This is a genomic window from Nostoc sp., assembly GCF_036918245.1.
Classification (GTDB): Bacteria; Cyanobacteriota; Cyanobacteriia; order Cyanobacteriales; family Nostocaceae; genus Nostoc.
In genome coordinates, this window is record NZ_JBALEF010000033.1 from 1 (window position 1) to 20,857 (window position 20,857).

15 protein-coding genes and 1 pseudogene are annotated in these 20,857 nt (G+C 43.4%); 8 read left to right on the forward strand and 8 right to left on the reverse strand.

The features are described 5' to 3' along the window. Nucleotides 1-390 (reverse strand): annotated as a pseudogene (locus V7L12_RS07220) (HEAT repeat domain-containing protein); the annotation flags it as partial. A 495-nt stretch (nt 391-885) separates the two neighbouring features. Here V7L12_RS07220 and V7L12_RS07225 point away from each other — a divergent pair. Continuing rightward, nucleotides 886-1,767: an Rpn family recombination-promoting nuclease/putative transposase gene (locus V7L12_RS07225; protein ID WP_335083408.1), complete on the forward strand. Its 882-nt coding sequence runs from the start codon at nt 886-888 to the stop codon at nt 1,765-1,767. Nucleotides 1,768-1,932: 165 nt separating this feature from the next. Here the strand turns inward: V7L12_RS07225 and V7L12_RS07230 are convergent, their stop codons facing one another. From V7L12_RS07230 to V7L12_RS07245, 4 genes are all read right to left on the reverse strand, one after another. Further along, on the reverse strand, nt 1,933-2,271 hold the full coding sequence (locus V7L12_RS07230; protein ID WP_334817518.1) for a hypothetical protein: 339 nt from the start codon (nt 2,269-2,271) through the stop codon (nt 1,933-1,935). Between the two features lie 141 nt (nt 2,272-2,412). Next, complete coding sequence (locus V7L12_RS07235) at nt 2,413-4,962, reverse strand: sigma 54-interacting transcriptional regulator (RefSeq protein WP_335083410.1); 2,550 nt, start codon at nt 4,960-4,962, stop codon at nt 2,413-2,415. Between the two features lie 455 nt (nt 4,963-5,417). Continuing rightward, complete coding sequence (locus tag V7L12_RS07240; RefSeq protein WP_335083412.1) at nt 5,418-6,065, reverse strand: response regulator transcription factor; 648 nt, start codon at nt 6,063-6,065, stop codon at nt 5,418-5,420. A 3-nt stretch (nt 6,066-6,068) separates the two neighbouring features. Then, nucleotides 6,069-7,289: a sensor histidine kinase gene (locus tag V7L12_RS07245; RefSeq protein ID WP_335083414.1), complete on the reverse strand. Its 1,221-nt coding sequence runs from the start codon at nt 7,287-7,289 to the stop codon at nt 6,069-6,071. Between the two features lie 371 nt (nt 7,290-7,660). Between V7L12_RS07245 and V7L12_RS07250 the strand changes: the two genes are divergently transcribed. The 4 genes from V7L12_RS07250 (at nt 7,661) to V7L12_RS07265 (ending at nt 11,456) form a co-directional block, all read left to right on the forward strand. Next, entirely contained in the window at nt 7,661-8,044 is a 384-nt protein-coding gene (locus V7L12_RS07250) for a hypothetical protein (RefSeq protein WP_335083417.1), read from the forward strand. A gap of 185 nt (nt 8,045-8,229) precedes the next feature. Further along, nucleotides 8,230-9,510, forward strand: a complete 1,281-nt coding sequence (locus V7L12_RS07255) for a S41 family peptidase (protein WP_335083419.1) — start codon at nt 8,230-8,232, stop codon at nt 9,508-9,510. A 39-nt stretch (nt 9,511-9,549) separates the two neighbouring features. Continuing rightward, nucleotides 9,550-10,458, forward strand: coding sequence for a hypothetical protein (locus V7L12_RS07260; RefSeq protein ID WP_335083421.1), 909 nt, complete (start codon nt 9,550-9,552; stop codon nt 10,456-10,458). A 20-nt stretch (nt 10,459-10,478) separates the two neighbouring features. Beyond that, nucleotides 10,479-11,456 (forward strand): RNA polymerase sigma factor, RpoD/SigA family, encoded by a 978-nt coding sequence (locus V7L12_RS07265; RefSeq protein ID WP_335083423.1) that lies wholly within the window; start codon nt 10,479-10,481, stop codon nt 11,454-11,456. Between the two features lie 494 nt (nt 11,457-11,950). Here V7L12_RS07265 and V7L12_RS07270 read toward each other — a convergent pair whose 3' ends face one another. Both V7L12_RS07270 and V7L12_RS07275 read right to left on the reverse strand, forming a co-directional pair. Next, nucleotides 11,951-15,337 carry a beta strand repeat-containing protein gene (locus V7L12_RS07270; RefSeq protein WP_335083425.1) on the reverse strand — a complete coding sequence of 1,129 codons (3,387 nt, stop codon included), beginning with the start codon at nt 15,335-15,337 and terminating at the stop codon, nt 11,951-11,953. Between the two features lie 160 nt (nt 15,338-15,497). Next, the gene (locus V7L12_RS07275; protein ID WP_335083427.1) at nt 15,498-15,707 is read right to left on the reverse strand and encodes a hypothetical protein; all 210 of its coding nucleotides are present in this window, start codon (nt 15,705-15,707) and stop codon (nt 15,498-15,500) included. Here V7L12_RS07275 and V7L12_RS07280 point away from each other — a divergent pair. From V7L12_RS07280 to V7L12_RS07290, 3 genes are all read left to right on the forward strand, one after another. Further along, nucleotides 15,706-16,164: a M67 family metallopeptidase gene (locus V7L12_RS07280; RefSeq protein WP_335083429.1), complete on the forward strand. Its 459-nt coding sequence runs from the start codon at nt 15,706-15,708 to the stop codon at nt 16,162-16,164. The two genes, V7L12_RS07275 and V7L12_RS07280, sit on opposite strands and share 2 nt — an antisense overlap. 140 nt (nt 16,165-16,304) lie before the next feature. Then, nucleotides 16,305-17,477 carry a molybdopterin-synthase adenylyltransferase MoeB gene (moeB, locus tag V7L12_RS07285; RefSeq protein WP_335083431.1) on the forward strand — a complete coding sequence of 391 codons (1,173 nt, stop codon included), beginning with the start codon at nt 16,305-16,307 and terminating at the stop codon, nt 17,475-17,477. 172 nt (nt 17,478-17,649) lie between these two features. Then, nucleotides 17,650-18,849, forward strand: a complete 1,200-nt coding sequence (locus V7L12_RS07290) for an MFS transporter (RefSeq protein ID WP_335083433.1) — start codon at nt 17,650-17,652, stop codon at nt 18,847-18,849. A 134-nt stretch (nt 18,850-18,983) separates the two neighbouring features. Here the strand turns inward: V7L12_RS07290 and ftsH4 are convergent, their stop codons facing one another. Next, entirely contained in the window at nt 18,984-20,852 is a 1,869-nt protein-coding gene (gene ftsH4, locus V7L12_RS07295; RefSeq protein ID WP_335083435.1) for an ATP-dependent zinc metalloprotease FtsH4, read from the reverse strand. Nucleotides 20,853-20,857: the final 5 nt, after the last annotated feature.

The following is a 20,857-nucleotide window of genomic DNA, read 5'->3' on the forward strand; positions in this document are numbered from 1 at the left end:
GTCTTTGACGTAGGGTTTGGCAGCCTCCCCCAGATTTGCCAATGCCGATGCTGCACTGGAACGAACAGTAGATTCAACGGTTTTATCCTTGAGGAAGTCGAGGATGTTTTTGACGTAGGGTTTGGCAGCCTCCCCCAGATTTGCCAATGCCGATGCTGCACTGGAACGAACAGTAGATTCAACGGTTTTATCCTTGAGGATTTCGGCAGCTTTCTGAGCAATATCCTCTAGTTTCTTTCCCAGAGATTTTAAATCTTTTAGATCATATTTAACTAATTTATCTAGTGCAGACTTCTTTACTCCGTCATATCCATCACCAAGGGCAACAACGATACCGTTAATCTGCCATGCTTCTGGTTTGAGCTTAGGCTGTTCTTTCGCGCTTACCACAAGCGTATTATTCCTGTTTATCCCAAGCACTTTCGTGCTTACCCCAGGCAGGGCAAGGAGGAGAGTCAACAGCAGGATAAAGGTAAAAAGGAAAAAGGGCGACGATCGCTTTTTAATTATGTGTAGATGCATTTGTATAATTCGTAATTTCTTTAGTAATAAAGGCTGTTTCTGCCCTTTCCTTGGTAGGGAAAGAGAAGGGAGTTAGGTTTTTTACTAGTAAATCAGGAACCGCTACAGTTATCTTTTTACCGTCTGATAACTCAACCTAGCCAGAAATGGAATATTAATGTAAATACTACAGGAATTTAAAAAGATACGGCCAGAGTATAATAATGAGCTTGCTTGAGCGATGGTGCGACGCCGAATAGCCCGCACTTCGGCAAAGCTACTTCGACTGCGCTCAGTACAAGTCAGTGACCATCGTAGACATCGCCTACTCAAACCACTGCACAAGATAATAACAATACCTCGTTCAATTGTTAGCGATCGTCAATGTCCTTTGATAACCTCTGCAAACTCCTGTCCGAAAAACATCCTGCTACCTTTGCCAGTTGGGTATTAGGAACACCGCAAACTTCCGTCAAAGTCCTCAAAACTGAATTGAGTATCGAACCAATTCGCGCTGATTATGTCACATTCTTACAATTACAAGGACGCATTCTCCATCTGGAATTTCAAACCAAACTTGAATCTACGCCACCCCTACCCCTGCGGATGCTAGATTATTGGGTACGCTTGTATCGTTTGTATCGTCTACCAATAACGCAAGTTGTCGTATTACTGCTTCCCCCCGCAGCAGAAACAGTAATTGAAACTGTTTTCTGTGTCGAAACTACCCGTCATGAATATCGCGTGATTCGCTTATGGGAAGAAAATCCTGAACTATTCCTCAATGACCCAGCTTTGTTACCATTAGCACCACTGGCCGCAACCACGCAACCCCAAGCTTTGTTGCAACAAGTTGTGGTCAAAGTCAATCAACTTGAGCCAAGACAACGACCAGAAATTTCCGCGTATACCCAAATCTTAGCGGGGTTAAAATACAATCAAGACTTGATTCGACAATTATTTCGGGAGGGTATGATGCGCGAGTCAGTAATTTATCAAGAAATTCTCGCAGAAGGCGAACAACGTGGCGAACAACGCGGCGAACAACGTGGACGGGAAGAAGGACGAAAGGCAGAAGGACAATTGCTGATTCTCCGTCTGCTGACTCGACGGGTGGGAGAATTACCCCAAGAAGTGCTAGACCGTATTGAAACTCTTTCTTTAGAACAATTAGAAAATCTCGGTGAAGCATTGTTGGATTTTCAGGCGATCGCGGATTTAGAAACCTGGTTTGGTACATTAGACATAGGAGTGAAAATGCCGTAGATACAATTTATGAATTATGCCTACCAAGGATTTCGGGCAACGCATAATTAATTTCACTCCTATGTCTATTAAATGAATTTTTCCATTTGAGCCAATGTCTGATGGCGCTAGGGGAAAAATAGTTTCAGAAGAACGAAAGCGAGTTGAGCTTGTCAGATTGCCACATTAGAGTTCAATTAACTTGAAGCCCCAAGGTTTGAGAGCTGCTAAAGCTATTTCTTCATTTACACCTTCATAAGCCTCCCATTCCAAGGGGTGTTCTTTGGGATGTCCGTCGCCAACATTACCTGCAACTTTAATTATTGGACAGTTGGCGATGCGATCGCGCTCCAGTCCTTTTGGAACTACTAGTTGTATTTTGTGCCCGATAAACTTCGCTGTACTATCATTAGCTACAGATTCACGGATTAAACAAATATCACCAGCAGTCCCCCAAGTGGTTTGGTAAATGTGGAGGAATGATATATAAGTTGCTGGTTTGATGGATCTTTTTAGAACGTGCATTATCTGTAATCCTTACACTATGAGTCAAAAATCATAAATCATACAAGTATTTTCTATCACGTTCGTAGGGAAGAATGTTCTTTACTCACATTTTGCACCTAGCCCAGGCGATTAAAAACCGCCTGGTGGAAGATGTAATGCTCAAAAGACGATAATTGCCCACATACTAACTCCCAAAGCGATCGCTGCTAGGTGTTGCCAAAGCAGCGATAGCTTCGCTAACCCCTTTGGTGTACCCACTGATTGCTTGGCAATTTTTTGCGTTAAAAAAATAGTCAGTAAGACGGAGAAGATTATCGTTGTACCTTGCAAAAAGGCAATCACAGCCGGGTGAGCAACCAAGATTGGCAATTGTTCCCCACTCAAACCAAGAGTAGCAAAGGTAACAGGTAAAATCCGCCCGCCTTCGCCTAAGCCCAAACGTAGATAGTGAGCCAAGTTTCCCCCCAACACTAATGGTAAGTAGCCATAGGCGAGTTCTACAAACGATCGAGGCTTATGGTTAAAATTGAACACTTGGATCAAGCCATAAGCCCCCAAGGTAAGAGCCACTGGAATAATTAACACTAGCAGCGATAATCCCAAGTGCTGCCAAAACTCAGTTAAATCCAGTTGCAGCCCCAACCAAGATTGCAACTCTGGTAAGCGGTGTAGATATATACCACCCAACAGCAAAAACAATAATGCTACTTCATAGCTGCGGGGTACATGAGTTGTCCACAGTTCAATACCAGGGGGACGCAAGTTGAATTCAACGGAACGATGGGGACAGGCTTTGAGGCAAGTCATGCACAGTACGCAATCTCGGTTATCTTCTAATTGGGCTGGGTGTGAGTATAAAGGACATCCATTAGTTTCCAGCCCTTCGCCTTTTTGCGGCCCACCTTTATAACACTGATACGTGGTGCAACTGGCAGAACATATCCCTTGCTGTGCCCGGAGTTCCGTCATTGAGAGTTTGGCAAATAAACCATTCATCCCGCCGATGGGACAGAGATAACGACACCAAAACCGCCGTTCAAAAAGAGCCGAGAAAATCATCGCCCCAGCAGTAATTAATAGCAGCAAACAAGCGCTGAGGTAAGCAGTATTTTCTAAATGCCAAAGTTCTTCCCATAAGAAAATTAGGGTAAATAACCCAAACATGAACCATCCGCCCCATTTCTCAGCTTGTTCTCTTGGCCAGCGCTTGAGTTTTCGAGGCCACAGCCATAAAGAGAGCTTTTGGGTAATTTCCCCGTAAATCATGAAGGGACAAACAGAACACCAGATACGACCCAAAAAGGGAAAGAGAAATAAGAAGAAAGGCCACCACCAAGCCCAAAATAGATTTAAGACGAAATTGCGATCGCGGGTTTGCGGTCCAATAAATAATACTGCAACAATAATTGCAAAAGCCGTTGCAGTAAAACCATAATTAATGCGATCGGGCCACCAGTCACTACGTAAAAACCGCCGCAAACGAGGAGAGGCATTTAACAGATTTACGCGAAATCGTTTTTTCTTAGTTTCGGCTGGCCAGAAAATTTCTTCTGTTAATTCATTCGCACCTTCAGCTTGCACAATCGCTCTTTCTACCAGATTTTTCAATTCCTTGAGATTGCCAGGAAAATCATAAGACTGGAGGCGACGCAAAGCTTCTGGGGTAAGGTGCGGTTTAGAAACGCCTCTAGAGCGAGTGTAAAGACTGGTATAATATTCAACTTGTGTCTGAATATCAGCTTTCCGCACCCGTAGCGGTGGTACTTTAATAATGTGACCAATACAGCGTTCAATTGTCGGCTGAGTTTTTTCTGAAACAATCAGAATTCTGGCTTGACTGGGACGAGGTTGGGCGGCTGAATCTCCAGAACGACTGACGGGGGTATATGTACCAGTTTTGAGCAACTGCGTCACCGCAGGTAATAATTCTTCGGGCAACTCTTGGATGTTGTTGAAAACTAGAGTACCTTCCCCCAACCATTCCAACAGTCCTGGTTTGCCGCCAGCGCGACCAAATAAATCTGCACCGCTAGTTTGGAGAATACCACAATTTACTTTAATAATTGGTTCTCGCCGTTTGGCAGAACCAAAGTGGATCAGGGCTGCTATATTGTCTTTTTCTAACCCTGGTTCTCCGAAAATATCCACTGATTTGCGGTCAGCCGCCGCTTCTCGAATTTGCTCCCGCAGCCGCACAGCATAGCGACTTGTACCGACAATTCCGCGTTGCGCTTTGGTGACTAAATATGGCCGCAAGGCAATAGAACGTTCTTGTTCATAGCCAAGTGCAGATGTGGCTTGAGCTAATTCTTGAGCCAATTGACGCGAAAAAGCCTGAGCAATTTCGGGGTATTGGGTGGCTAATTCCCGAAATTTAACAGCAGGTACAACCCAGAAGTGACATTCGGTTACTGTCGTAATTGTGAATGGAGTTAATTCATCCAACAGCAATTCTTTGAGTTCAATCACTGCGCCTGGGAGAAATCCACAAGCTAAAGCTGGGTTGCTTTGATTGGTGGTATTGCTTTCAAGTTGACCTTCTACAAGAATATAAAGGGCTTCTGGAGAATTGCCTTCACTAACTAAGTCAGTTTCGGCACTCACTACTTGTTCTTCAATTACTTGAGCGATCGCATTTAATACTTCAGGTGAGAGAATTCCTAAACTCGTGCGTTTTTGTAGCCATATAACCGTTTCTGGAGATGTCATATTAAGTTCTCCCTGTAGGCTGCTGTATAACAAGAATTATCCCTGAAAGGGGATGTCAAAATATCTATATTCAGTTGTTGTGCATTAATACACAATGTGCAATAGACTTCTTGTATAAATCACAAAATTTGAACCCCACCCCGCTAAAGCATCGGCTACGGTGTACACACAAGTCTGAAATAGCTGATTAACCAAGGTTTTACCCCACCCTAACCCTCCCCTTATAAAGGGGAGGGAACCAGATTTTCTTGTTTCCCCCCTTAATAAGGGGGGATTAAGGGGGGTAATTTGACTTGTGTATACACCGTAGCCCCAAAGCATCGGGGAGGGGATTAAGGGGTGAGGTTCTTCAGGTTTAATAAGAAATCAAGGGGAGATGATATAACGCCTTCTCGATTGCGTTTCCCAGCTATTTGTATTTCTAGTGAACGATATATCCCTTGCCCAAGTAGACTCTACTTAAGTCCACTAAACAACGAATGGGCAAACAAAGCGGCTTGAGTGCGATCGCGTAAACTCAACCGACTCAGAATGTTGGTAACATAATTTTTAACAGTATTTTCTGAAAGAAAAAGCGATTCGGCAATTTCCCGGTTATTGGCTCCACAAGCAATTAACCGCAATACATCTAATTCTCTGGCTGTGAGTTGCGCTAATTCTGGAGGGGGTTGCACAGACTGGATAGGTGGGGCAATCGGCGTGAGTGCTTTCTCAAACAATCCCGGGCCGAGTAGGGTTTGTCCCTTGTAGACAGATCGAATTGCCAACATTAATTCATCTGGTTCGGTGTCCTTGAGCAAATAGCCCTTTGCACCCAGCCGCATCGCCTGGAAAACATACTCATCATCATCGAAGGTGGTGAGGACGAGAACCTTAATGTCAGGATATAGTTGAGCGATCGCTTTTGTGGTGGCAACTCCATCCATTACGGGCATTCGGATATCCATTAGCACAATATCGGGTTGCAGTGCAGCAATCACCTCGAGTGCCCGTTGCCCATTTTCTGCCTCACCGATTACTTGCATCTCTGCATTCGACTCAAGCATACTCTTAAGTCCCTGGCGAATAAGATGCTGATCGTCAACTAATAAAATCTGAATCATAAGCTAAAACACCAACAGCTTTGAGAGTGGCAAAGAAACAGAAATACAGCAGCCTGTTCCTAGTTGACTGTGGAGATTCAACTGGCCGCCCAGTGCAACCGTCCGTTCTCGCATCCCTTGTAATCCAAACCCAGTTGTATTTTGAGTGGGGTTAAAACCTTTTCCATTATCTTCGATTGACAGATGAATCATCCCAGCGTGAGCCAGAAGTTTTACGGTGACACTTGTCGCCTGAGCATGTTTGCAAATATTTGTCAGCGATTCTTGCACAATGCGGTAAAGGGCTGTGTTTACTTCTGTTGGTAAAGTGTACGAGAGATCAATTTTACAGGATGGTTCAATACCTGTGGTTTGCTGAAAATCTGTTAGCAGCTTTTCAATGGATGATTTGAGAGATTGCCCTTGCAAAGGATTTGAACGCAAAACTGAAAGCGATCGCCGAATTTCTAGCAGCGCCTCAGCCCCTAGTTCTTTTGCCTGTTTGAGAAATGTCAATGCTTTATCATTATTTGATTGCCAAAACAACAGAGTATTATTAATCTGAATGGTTTGGGCGGCGAGAGTGTGTCCCAACCCATCATGAATTTCGCGGGCAATTCGGTTGCGTTCTTGCAAGGTTGCCTGATCTTCAATCCTTAGCGCATACTGGCACAGTTGTTGATTGGTGATCTCTAATTGCTGATGGGCAATTTCTAATTGCTCTCGACTTTGGCGTTCTGCAAGCAGGGCATTAATTAACAATAAAGCGAATACTAAGGTTAAGCTAAACAATAATATATTACTTAATCGCCAATCCCAGGACATGAGGATCAGCTTATCTGGCAGAAAATTCTCAGGTACAATCGGTCTTGATAAAAGCAGTGTTCCATAAGCAAGCAGAGATAAAATCAAGACAGCCAACTGTCCCGATCGCTTAAATATGAGACAACTCCGCATCACCAGTACCAGACACAGCAGGAAAACGGAGCGAGTCGATAAAGTATGTTGAGTTGCTGGCAGCAAAATTAAACCGAATTCCAGGGCTGTATAAATTAATTTTCTTTCCAACTTCACCATTGGTAGTCTCAAACCCATCAAGCTGAAGGTGGCGATCGCTAGAACTCCTAGCGGCAAAGACCAGGACAACTGAAACGGCAGCAGAACTTCCATGAACACTGCCGTGGCTAATAACAGCCACTCTAGGTAAAGCAACAAACGGAAAGATGTGTAGGTCAAGCTAACCATAGAACTGTTCCAACTCAATGGTCTTTGTAACAAAACCATAGGTATTTTCACTATTTTAGAGGGAAATAGGTACAGAAGGCAGGAAGCTGAGAGATAGGTGCTGTTTAGATAAAACTCTCCTTTCTATATAACGAATCTGTCTCTAGTATTGATAGAGCCGTTCCGACTAATTAATTATTTCTAAATTAGGAAAAAAGTCACAATAACTTGAGTACTTTTTTACTGGTCAGGTTAGGAATTCTAGCTCATGTGCAAACTCATTCCAACTTCTAAGATTAGCTGGTGTGAGTAAAGCAGCAACTTTTTTAACATCTTCTCACCGAAATTGAGTCAGAACAGTTCTATTACACACAAAAAAACCAGAAAAATAAATGATTAAAAAACAGATAATTTTACCAACCCTGCTATTTGCAACTATTCTAATTGGAGGAATGACAGGTTGCAGCAGTTCTAAATCTCCAGATGTGTCTCAAGGGAATGATTCTGGCACAAAGGTATCTGATACTTCTACGACAAACTCTCCGGCATCGAATACGTCAGAACGCACTCAAAAGCGTGAAGAAATTCGCAAGCAAGTTGAGGCAGTTCTGACCCCAGATCAGGTAAAGGAATTGTCAACGAAATTACAAAAAGGCGAAAAAATGCGTAAAGCAGTGTTGAGCCTAAATCTTACTGCTGAACAAAAGACTAAAATTCAGGATATTTTTAAGACTGCCTATCCCCACCGCAAAGGAAAATCTCAAGATAATTCCTAGTAGTTTTATCAAAATAGAATTCAGAATTCAGGAGTCAGAATTCAGAAGTAAAATAAGCTTTATACTTGCCTCTGAGACTTAAGTTGTGTACTGAAATTTGCTCTAATTCAAAAGCAATTATCTGCGACTGGGGGTATTCAACCCTTCATTGATTGAATTCTGTATTCTTCTTCAATAATTTAAGTATGTTTAAACAAAAATTTCTCGTCAAGATAGAACTGGCTGTTATAGCCGCAATCATTGTAGGAACTAGTCTCTACACTTCCAAAGCTCTAGGTAAACCACAACCTAGCTCTCAAAAACTGGTGGATGAGGTGTGGCAAATTCTAGATAAGAATTATGTTGATGTCAGCTTTAACCATCAAGATTGGCAAGCAATTCGACAGCAGTATCTTAGCCGTTCTTATAGTTCCAAGAAACAGGCTTATGGAGCGATTCAAGAAATGGTGGCGAAATTAGGCGATCGCTACACGGAGTTTTTTGACCCACAAGAATTTAAAGCCCTAAATAACGATATTTCTGGCAACCTCAGTGGTGTAGGGCTGGAACTGGCACAGAATGAAAAAACTAAAGCCTTAACCGTCGTCGCCCCAATTCAAGGAACCCCTGCTTTTAAAGCGGGTATTTTGCCGGACGATGTAATTGTCCAAATTAACGGTCAAATAACTCAGGGGATGAAAATTGAGGATGCGGTGAAGCGGATTCTCGGTCCAGTAGGAACTAAGGTAGTACTCACGATTCAACGGGGTAGCCAATCGCAAACTTTCAAACTTACCCGCGCCAATATTGCTATCCATCCTGTAACTTACAACACGCAAACAACGTCAGTAGGCAAGATTGGTTATATTCGTTTGCCAGAGTTTACGCAAACTGCCCCTGCACAGATGCATTACGCAATTCAAGCATTAGAAAAACAACAGGTGCAGGGCTACGTTTTGGATCTGCGTTCCGATCCAGGTGGACTGCTGGATGCGAGTTTGCAAATTGCCAGTATGTGGTTGAAGCAAGGGGCGATCGTGTCTTTGGTAAATCGAGACCAAGTTAAAGAAAGCTACAATGCGTCGGGACATCCTCTCACCGACAAACCCTTAGTAATACTGGTTGATAAGGGATCTGCTAGCGCCAGCGAAATTCTTTCGGGAGCGCTGCAAGATGATAATCGCGCCACCTTAGTAGGGACTCGCACCTTCGGTAAAGGTTTAGTTCAAGCCGTAGAGCCACTGGAGGATGGTTCGGGGCTGAAACTAACGATCGCTAAATACTATACACCGAAAGGTCGAGATATCAATCATGTCGGCATTGCCCCAGATATTAATGTGGCATTAACCGAGGCACAACAGAAAGCATTAGTGCAAAACCAAACTTTGGGGACATTAGCCGATCCTCAGTATGCTAGCGCCGTTGCTGATCTGAGTAAATTGATTCAGTCTGGGGCCAATCATGTGAGTTTGCAGCGTGGGGAATAAGTACTGTCGTCAACAAGTCAGGAACTGTAGTTTTCTATCATGTCAACCCGCAAAGCCCAACGACTTCAAATTTGTGAACCAGTCCCAGGTTTGCAAATCCTGGTTAAACTTAGTAACACTCCTTTAGTGCGGACAATCATAGCTATTGTTACCCATCATCAGCTAGCGATCGTTGGGTTTGTATTTATTGCCACCTTGGTTTTTGCTATGCGGGAAAACGCCCCTTGGCTGACAGTACCTAAACAGGTAGCGATTGAATTCTTTTCTGCTGTATCTCAGTCTCTAGCTGCTTTATTGGGGGTGTTAATTGTTTTCCTCACCTTTACTAGTCAGTTGATCGCTCAAAGGAGATATGAGGACTACTATACACTTCAGATTCAGATTGACCAACTGATTCGTCTAACTCAGTCTCTTCCCCCCGAACTCAGTAATTTTGATGAAACTCTGATCGCACTGATTAATTATTTAGTTCCCTTGCATTTAAAGGATTTCCCAATCTGGTCAACTAGCTCCCAGGCTCTACCTTGGGAAAAGCTTTTAGATAATTTCAAGAATGAACACGAATTGATGCGAGTGCAGCAAAAATGCTCCTTACCCACCCATCTGCATCAACAACAAATTTTACTTGTCATCAATAACATGGAAGAAATTCTAGAGAGATTTTCCAGGCTTTACAATCGCATCCTAGAGATGAGCCGTTTCATTCTTGCAATTGTAAAGTTGTCATTTCTTTTAGGAGTTTCGCTTGTATTTTTGCTGTTATTTGGCATTATCGATTTGCAAAGGAAATTTCCCGATCTCAGCCTACCTGTAATTGTTTCTTTAGCAATTTGGGTATTAATTGCTCTTTTGGAACTAGTACTTGATACTTGGTTTTTTTATAAAAATATCTATGGCTCGTCGAGTCACTATCTGCGCTTTTTCCCGAATAAAAAATACCCTAATTAATAGACAGAGGCTAACTCAACATGAGTAACTTAACATCATTTACAGTTACTAAAGCTATTAACACAACTAAAGCTCCAACTGATACAGTACGTGCTTATCTTCAAGAAATTGGGCGGATACCTCTGTTAACCCAGGGGCAAGAAGTTTTTTTTGCCCAACAAGTTCAGCAGATGATGAAAATACTTGCTGAATCCGAAAAACTGACTGTTGAATTAAATCGTACCCCCACACTGTCAGAATGGGCTGACCAGATGCAGTTAAGCGAACAGGAACTACTTCAACAGCTAAATCAAGGGAAAAAAGCCAAGCAGAAAATGATGGCGTCTAATCTCCGGCTTGTGGTGTCAATTGCCAAGCAATATCAGAGACGGAACTTAGAACTGATGGACTTAATTCAAGAAGGTACTTTGGGTTTGGAAAGAGGGATTGAGAAATTCAATCCGGCTCTAGGATACAGATTTTCAACCTACGTTTACTGGTGGATTCGTCAAGGAATTACCAGAGCGATCGCCCAACAAGGACGCGCAATTAGATTACCGATTCACATCAATGAGAAGTTAAATAAAATTAAGCGTGTTCAGCGAGAGTTATCTCAAAAACTGGGTCGCGTTCCTACCACTACGGAAATTGCTCATGCACTTTCTTTAGAGCCTAGTCAGATTCGGGAATATTTAACTTTGGCTCGTCAAACTATCTCTCTCGATCTTCGAGTTGGCTCAGTCAAAGATGTAAAATTAGAAGATTTAATCGAAGATTATAGATATTCTGAAAATGGCTATACTACTGAGCAATCTCTCAATCAAGAACTTGAAGATTTATTGTCAAGTTTATCTAGACAACAACAAGAAATCTTAAATTTACACTTTGGTTTAACAGATGGAAATAAACTTTCTCTAGACCAGATTGGTCAGCGTATGGGTATTAGTCGTGAACGAGTCCGACAGATAGAAAAACAAGCTCTTCACCTTCTATATCATCAGCTAAGAAGTAATAAATAAACGCAGGCAAAAAACAAAGTATTCATTAAGATGATGAGAGATTTTGAATATGATTACTTAACTCGACTTTATCCATTTTTTCCTTTGGCTGATCACAAAAGTACGCGAGCGCCTACGGTTTTTGCTAGCCTATGCCTTGGTTAACTTATACTACAATCGAGAGCGATCGCCTGCCAATATATATCCGTGCAAGAATCGCTATAGGTTATAAAAATTATCAACGCAGACATAAACCAACTTAACCAAGAATACTGCAAACCATCCGCACCCATGCCAAAAGTTGAGGAATAAAACCCAACACATACTCTCTGTTAGCACTAATTGCATTGAACAATCGAATGGGAGGTACTGTTTTAAGTACCTCCCATTCCATGCCTAGTACCGCTGCGCGGAAGTCAAAAGTCAAAAGTCAAAAGAGTTGTATTCTGGGCTTTTGCGCCATTTTGAATGGTATGTTTATTTATGCCGTGATGTACTAGAGCGCTAATTTAAGATTAAACAACCACAAAGTTCTTTTCAGTTAGTGTCACACCACCCAAAAATTGTGCAAATTTTACCTGAGTGACTGCACTGGCACTACCATCTGGATCAAAATATAGTGCACCTGTAATATTGTCATAGATGAATCGTTGATCGCTTGTGGTTGCAGATGTTCCAAGGGTAAACTGACTTGGCTTAAGTGAACCTATTGGTAAGCCGACACCAGAACCAAAATCATCAACCGATAATTGAATGAGGTCATTAGTCGCGTTGAAGTCATAAATAGTATCAAAAATACTGTCAATATATTTGAAAGTAAAGGTATCATTACCATTGCCTCCATAAAGGCTATCATTGCCAGAGTAACCATAGAGCGTATCGTTGCCATTGCCTCCATAGAGGCTATCATTGCCAGCGTACCCATAGAGCGTATCGTTACCATTGCTCCCCACAATTAAGTCATCGGAGACTGTACCTGAGATATTTAATCGTTCGATATTCTTGTAGCTAACGCCATTCGTGTCCCCCGCAATTGATCCAATGATTGATCCAATATTAGTGGTGGCATCAAAAGTCGAAGTAATCCCGTCTGAAGGATAATAATCGTAATTGACGGACAACACATCGTCACCCTTACCCCCATCTATGGTATCATTGCCACTATATCCTGTGGAAAACGTATCGTTCCCACTGTTCCCCACAATAAAGTCATCGTAATCTGTACCTGAGATATTTAGTCGTTCGATATTCTTGTAGTTAACGCTATTTGTGCCCGCCGTAATTTCTCCAATGTTAGTAGCGGCATTAAAAGTCGTTGTGATTCCCTGGCTACCATAATATATGTAATCGACAGACAATACATCCTCACCTGTCCCCCCATCTATCGTATCTTTACCACTAGTACCTGTGGAGAGCGTATCGTTCCCACTGTTCCCCACAATGTTATCGTCGTAATATGTACCTAAGATATTTAATCGTTCGATCAACTTATAGTTAACCCGACTCGTGCCCGCCGTAATTTCTCCAATGTTAGTAGTGGCGTTAAAAGTCGAAACGATCCCCCCTTCAGCATCGCTATAATCGACGGACAACAAATTGTCACCCTTACCCCCATCTACCGTTTGAGTCACAAAGTCAGAGGCGGCAGGAGGATATGGGGATGGGGTGCTTACATAGTATGATGGGGATTGGCTGCTTACATAGAAGGAATCATTGCCATCGCCCCCAGAGAGTAGGTTATTGCCTAAGGTGAGAGAGTCACTACTTGAGTCAGTAACTGAGTCAAAAAAGCCAGAGACGTCAAGAGAATCATTGCCATCGCCTCCAGAAAGCAAGTTATCGCCTGATGAACCACTAGCACTCAAGTAATCATCACCAGCGCCACCGTTGAGGGTGTTATTGCCCTCTGACCGAGAATCGGAAAAGTAGTAGTAGAAGGTACTCGCTGATGATTTAGAGCCAGAGGCGCTAAGAGAATCATTGCCATCGCCCCCAGAGAGCAGGTTATCACCTTTTGAACCGCTAGCATTCAAAGTATCATTACCTACACCACCATTGAGGGTATTATTACCAGATGAGCGAAGGTCGTCGTCTTGTTTGCTGTAGGTGTCGTAGTACTGGTAGCCAGAGGCGCTAAGAGAATCATTGCCATCGCCCCCAGAAAGCAGATTATTGCCTGGTGAAGAGTTAGCATCCAAGGTATCGTTACCAGTATCACCGTTAAGGGTATTATTGCCCACACCACCACGCAACAAGTCATTGCCACTTAAGCCGTCGATTTTGTCATCACCCCCCTGACCATTGATGACATCATCTGAGTTGTCAAAGCCGTTAACATTGTTGTCGAGGTCGTTAAGGAAGGTAACTGTGTTCTTATTGAAGATAGTGCTTTGAGTGGAGTTGGCATTGAAAACATCAAAGCTGTCGGTGATGCTAGTTTGTCCATCAAATAGGATATTGCCCAAGTCTACAGTGGTTCCTGTAGATAAGCTTAGGTTATCCAGGTTTTCCAGGGCAAAGTTTTGCAGAATGACTGGGCGGAAATTAAACACCCTTACAAAGCTGATTTCCAGATTGTTGCCATTCTGGGTCAGCAGCAAATTTTGAGCAGTCAAGCCTGCACCTTGGAATATTAGGGTGTCCACTTCGGCAATGACTGCTGATGTAGGATTTGTTCCTTTAGCTACTCCACCAAAATCAGTGATAGTACTAGGGCTGTAGCTTAAGTTGTAAACAAATTTATCCTTGCCACCGCCACCTGTGAGATAGTCATTGCTATTACCAATGCCATTACCACCATTAAGGGTATCATCGCCATTACCACCGTTGAGGGTATTATTACCCTCGGCGGCTCTGGAATTCTCGGCGCCAAAGGTGCTGAGGGAATCATTGCCATCGCCCCCAAAGAACAGGTTATCGCCTGATAAACCACTAGTACTCAAGGTATCATCACCTGCACCACCGCTGAGGGTGTTTTTGTCATACGAGCGATCCCCTGGGAAAAAGATCCCGGTAGCAGAAATGAGGAGAGAATCATTACCATCGCCCCCAGATAACAGGTTATCGCCTAATGAGCTATAATCACGGTAGTCAGCACGCAATGTATCGTCACCAGGACCACCGTTTAGGGTGTTATTGCTTGAGGAGGATGAAAAGATGTCGGAGCTATTATAGAGAAAAATATAATCATTATCATCCTCACCAGAGAGTAAGTTATTGCCTGTAAAACCCCTAAAACTCAAGGTATCGTTACCTGCGCCACCGTTGAGGGTATTATTGCCCGCACCATCACGCAACAAGTCGTTGCCACTTAAGCCGTTGATTTTGTCATCACCCCCCTGACCATTGATGACATCATCTGAGTTATCAAAGCCGTTAACATTGTTGTCGAGGTCGTTAAGAAAAGTGACTGTGTTCTTATTGAAAATAGTGCTTTGGGTGGAGTTGGCATTGAAAACATCAAAGCTGTCTGTGATGCTAGTTTGCCCATCAAATAGGATATTGCCCAAATTTACACTGGCTCCTGTAGATAAGCTAAGGTTATCTAGGTTTTCTAGGGCAAAGTCTTGCAGGATGACTAGGCCATAGTCAAGGACACCTTCAAAGTTGATTTCCAGATTGTTGCCGTTCTGGGTCAGCAACAGATTTTGGGCTTTAAAACTATCGCCTTGGAATTTGATGGTATCGACTTTAGCAATGACTCCTGCTGTTGGGTTTGTTCCTTTACCTATGCCATCGAAATCAGTGATGAAACCATAGTAGGAGTCAGGCAAGTTGTAAACAAATTTATCCTTGCCGCCTCCACCAGTCAGGGTGTCGCTGCCTGCAAGACCCTTAATCGTATCCGCACCATTACTACCCACTAGCGTATCATTACCATTGGTTCCAATGATATCTGCCATAACTTTTACCTACCTGAATCGATTTTTTCAGTAACTTTAAGTTCTCAACCCTGAGTTAATGCTGTTTTAGAGGACAAAAACTCACTGAAATTTGACGTTTTAGCCTCAAAATAACTACATAGTTAATATCCTACTTAGATGTCTATGATTTAGGGTATCTTTACATACCTTTTACATTACTTGCTGAACTTTGTATATTCTTCATATTTTTCTCCTTTTTAGGCAATAACAAAGCAGTAAGCAAATGTTTGAGGAAGCGATAAAAAATACATATTTTTCGGCGTTGCAGGCTGCGATCGCCTGCGGTTTTTGCTAGCATACGCATTAAGCAAGAATTGTTAGAAGTTGCTAAAATTACAAACGCAGACATGATCCAACTTAGCCCAGAACACTTGCAAACCATCCGCACCCATGCCGAAAGCACCTACCCAGATGAGTGCTGTGGTATAATTTTGGGCTATCTGGCTAATGAGGGCAAAACTGTGGTAGAAGTCATGCCAACAGAAAATGCTTGGAATACAGAAGCGACTGCTGAGTTTCCAGGAGGACGCACAACAGAAAGTAAAAGACGGCAATATACGATCGCACCCGAAGTTATGCTAAAAACACAAAGGGAAGCACGCGATCGCTCACTGAACATTATCGGCATTTTTCACTCCCACCCAGATCATCCTGCTATCCCTTCAGAATGCGATCGCCTATACGCTTGGCAGGGATACTCGTATATAATAGTTTCCGTCCAAAACGGCAAAGCTGGAGAACTCAAAAGTTGGAGCCTTGATGATACTCATCAGTTTCAAGCAGAGGAAATTGAAAATATAAAATAACTGGCTTAGTTTAAAGACAGTCACTTATAGCGGTTTTCGCCGCTATCACAGATGAAAATTCGTCTTTCCCACTCCTATTTCTATATAAGATCCAGTTTTTCGATAGGATTAATATTCCGCTTTCCCACATCATAACTGCTATGCTCAATCCCAATCTGGACGAAATCCAGTTGACCAAAGACGATTACGAACGCTACTCCCGACACCTGATTTTACCGGAAGTAGGACTAGAAGGACAGAAGCGCCTGAAAGCCGCTAGTGTAATGTGTATCGGTACAGGTGGATTAGGTTCACCACTACTTTTATATTTGGCGGCGGCGGGTATTGGACGCATCGGGATTGTCGATTTTGATGTTGTCGATACTTCTAATCTGCAACGCCAAGTAATTCACGGTACATCCTGGGTGGGTAAACCCAAGATTGAATCAGCAAAAAACCGCATTCACGAGATTAACCCCTATTGTCAGGTTGATTTATACGAAACCCGTCTGAGTTCTGAAAACGCCCTGGAGCTTATTCAACCTTACGATATCGTAGTGGATGGTACTGATAACTTCCCCACCAGATATCTAGTTAACGACGCCTGCGTATTGCTGAATAAGCCCAACGTCTACGGTTCAATTTTACGCTTTGAAGGGCAAGCTAGTGTATTTAATTACGAAGGTGGCCCGAATTATCGTGACCTTTTTCCAGAACCACCACCACCAGGAATGGTTCCTTCTTGTGCAGAAGGTGGCGTATTGGGAATTTTGCCAGGAATTATTGGTTTGATCCAGGCAACCGAAACTGTTAAAATCATTCTGGGACAAGGCAACACTCTCAGTGGGCGATTACTGCTATACAACGCCTTGGATATGAAATTTCGGGAGTTAAAGCTGCGTCCGAATCCGATTCGCCCAGTGATTGAAAAGCTGATAGACTACGAAGAATTCTGCGGGATTCCACAAGCTAAGGCAGAGGAGGCAAAACAGCAGATGGAAAGTCAAGAAATGACCGTCAAGGATTTGAAAGAGTTGCTGGATAGCGGTGCGAAGGATTTTGTACTGCTGGATGTCCGCAACCCCCATGAGTACGACATTGCCAAGATTCCGGGTTCAGTGTTGGTGCCCTTATCAGACATTGAAAATGGGAATGGCGTTGCTAAAGTGAAGGAAATATTAAACGGTCATCGTTTAATTGCTCATTGTAAGATGGGCGGGCGATCAGCAAAAGCCCTCGCCATCCTCAAGGAAGCCGGGATTGTCGGGACGAATGTCAAAGGCGGAATTACCGCTTGGAGTAAAGAAATTGATCCGTCAGTTCCGGAGTATTAAAATACACCGTTTTCTCTAAGTGGATGAGGGAAGCAGGGGAGCATACTTCGACTACGCTCAGTAACCGGGGGAGCAGGGGAGCAGAGGGGAAGTTTTAGTAAGTAAGTTTTTCCCCACTCCCCAATTCCCAATTCCCAATTCCCAATTCCCACTCCCTACTCCCCATCTCCTTATGACTACCTCGAAATCTCATCTGAATATTTTATGGGTGCAAGTTTGGGTGTTGGCAGTGGTGCAGGGAGCAATTACCCTCTCGTGGTTAATTTATAATATCTATTTGCCGCAACTTCTGACTCAGTTTGGTTTTCCTGCCTCATTGGCAGTTGGTTTGGTGCTAGTCGAAAATGCCTTGGGTGCGGTGCTGGAACCAGTGATGGGTGGACTTTCAGACCAAGCTAGACGCTGGGTAGGAACTCGGTTTCCTTTTATCTCAGTAGGTATGATTCTTGCATCGGCTTTGTTTATTGCCATACCATGCGTTGTAAGTTTGATCCCGCCTACTACCGTGATGCGATTGCTCTTACCTATAGTATTGGTAGCTTGGGCATTGGCAATGACAATATTTCGTTCTCCAGTTATGTGCCTATTGGGGATGTATTCGACACCAGCCCAGTTACCTTTAGCAGTAAGTTTTGTCACTTTAACAGGCGGTGTGATTGGGGCTTTTAGACCGATAAGCTACAAGTTTATTCTAAACTTAAGCCCAGTTTATACCTTTGCGATTGGTTCTTTTGTCATGCTGGGGGCGGCGGCTGTGTTGCGGTTAGTCAATCCTCCAGAAGCACCAGTGGATAGACACCAAGCAGAAACAGTAAAGTTGCCCTTACAGAAATTGGCGTTGATTTTAGGAACTGGTTTCGGTGTCGCGTGGGGTATTCGATTTCTCATGGATGTCTTGGGTAAAGTGCTGAAAACCCAATTGAATACTGATAATATTGATGTGCTGATGGTGTGGATTGGAATAGCGATCGCAATTGCCAGCATACCCGCTGGAATCTTCGCTGTCAAAATTGGTAATCGTCAAGCAATGCTTTGTGGAATCTGTGCAATCATTCCTTCGTTATTGATAATGATATCTGTGGGCGCACAAATTCCGATAATTTTGTTAATCGTCGCTAGCTTTAGTTTAATTGTCAACGGGGCAATTCCTTTTGCTTTGGGGCTAGTACCCCAGCAGTGGGCGGGATTAGGAATTGGGATGTATTTTGGTGGCTTCGCTTTAGCTATGAGTTTGTTTGGCGTTATATTTCCTCAACCGCAACAGATAACACCTTTTGTTGGTGCGGTTGGGGGTGGATTGGCGTTTTTCCTGGCTGGTGTTTGTATTGCAGTGAGTGGCATTTCTGAAACGCAAAGTAGCGCAGAGGTTTAACGCATAGGCGCTTCGCCTTCTTGCAGGGTAGGTACGCAAAGTTATTCTCTGCGTACCTCTGTGGATGAAATCTGACTTTCTTAATTACGAATTACGTTAGCGCAGCGTTAGCGACGTAGGAGCGTCATTACGAATTACGAATGAGTTACAGGTTTCACTTGACTCAACAAACTGTGCAGTTTTTCGCCTTCAATGACCTCTGTTTCTAAGAGTTGAGTAGCGATCGCTTCTAGCAAGTCTCGATTCTGTCTGAGAATCTCTACGGCTTGTTCGTGGGCTGTTTCCACGATTTCCTTGACTTCGCTATCAATGGCTTTGGATGTATCTTCACTTACCGCCCGCCGAGGATTAGTAGCACCATTACCCAGGAATGCTGCTTGTTGTCCTTGTTGATAAGCCAATGGACCTAAGACTTTACTCATACCATAAGCTGTTACCATCCGTTCTGCCAAGTCAGTTGCTCGTTGCAAATCGTTGGAAGCACCTGTGGTAATACTATTAAACACAACCTCTTCAGCGGAACGTCCACCTAACAGAGTTGCAATCTGACCCCGCAGTTCATCTTCATTCATCAAAAAGCGGTCTTCAGTTGGTAATTGCAGAGTGTAGCCCAAAGCAGCCATCCCACGAGGAATAATCGAAATCTTTTCTACACGACCGTTTCCGGTTGTGAGCGCCCCCACCATTGCGTGACCAACTTCATGGTATGCAACAATCTTTTTCTCAGTCTCGTTCATCACGCGACTTTTCTTCTCTAAACCGGCGACTACCCGCTCAATTGCTTCGGCAAAGTCTTCTTGAGCAACTTTTTCACGCAGATTGCGTGCTGCCAATAATGCAGCTTCGTTCACCAAGTTTGCCAAATCTGCGCCAGCAAAACCGGGGGTACGAGTAGCGATCGCTCTTAAATCTACATCATCTCCTAATTTTACCTTTTGAGCGTGAATCTTGAGAATTGCCTCACGATCGGATAAATCGGGACGGTCTACCAACACTTGGCGGTCAAAGCGGCCTGGACGCAGCAATGCAGGATCTAGTACTTCCGGGCGGTTGGTAGCTGCTAGCACAATTACTGTTGCATCCCCAGCTGCAAACCCATCCATCTCAGTTAGTAATTGGTTGAGGGTTTGTTCTCGCTCATCGTTACCACCGTAGAAGCCGTTACTGCTACGAGACTTACCAATCGCATCCAATTCATCAATGAATATAATACAGGGAGCTTGTTTTTTGGCTTGTTCAAACAAATCCCGCACTCTGGAAGAACCTACACCGACAAACAATTCTACAAACTCGGAACCAGAGATGCTGAAAAATGGAACTCCTGCTTCTCCTGCTACGGCTTTCGCTAAAAGTGTCTTACCAGTACCTGGAGGGCCAACTAACAACACACCTTTGGGAATCCTAGCGCCAATTTGCGTAAACCGTGCCGGAGTCTTAAGGAAATCCACAATTTCCACTAACTCAGTTTTTGCTTCTTCGACTCCAGCCACATCTGTAAAGGTGATTTTAGCCGATTCGCCTTCAACGTAAACCTTAGCCTTGCTCTTACCAATGGAGAGAACACCTTGGGGGCCACCACCACCGCTACCACGGGCGAGAAAGAACTGCCAAATACCAATAAAAATCAGTGGTGGAATCACCCAACTTAAGAGGGTTGTAAACCAAGTATTCTTGGGTGGCGGTGTAGCAGCAAACTCAATTCCCTTTTCTTCTAGAAGTTTGGGTAACTCTAAATCAAAGATTGGTGTAGTTGCAAATACCGACGGCGATTCGGCATTTTCTGTTTTTAGTTGGTAAAGAATCTGGTTTTGACCAACGGAAACGCGGCTGACTTCCCCTTCCTGTACTTGATGAATAAATAAGCTATAAGGAACACCAGTAGGGCCAGAAGCAAATAAACCAGGCAGAAATAAATTTAAGAGCAGGAATAGCCCTGATACTGCCAGTAATATATTAGCAACGATCCGAAACCGAGGTGACTTAGGCTGTTCTTTAATTGCCATAGATT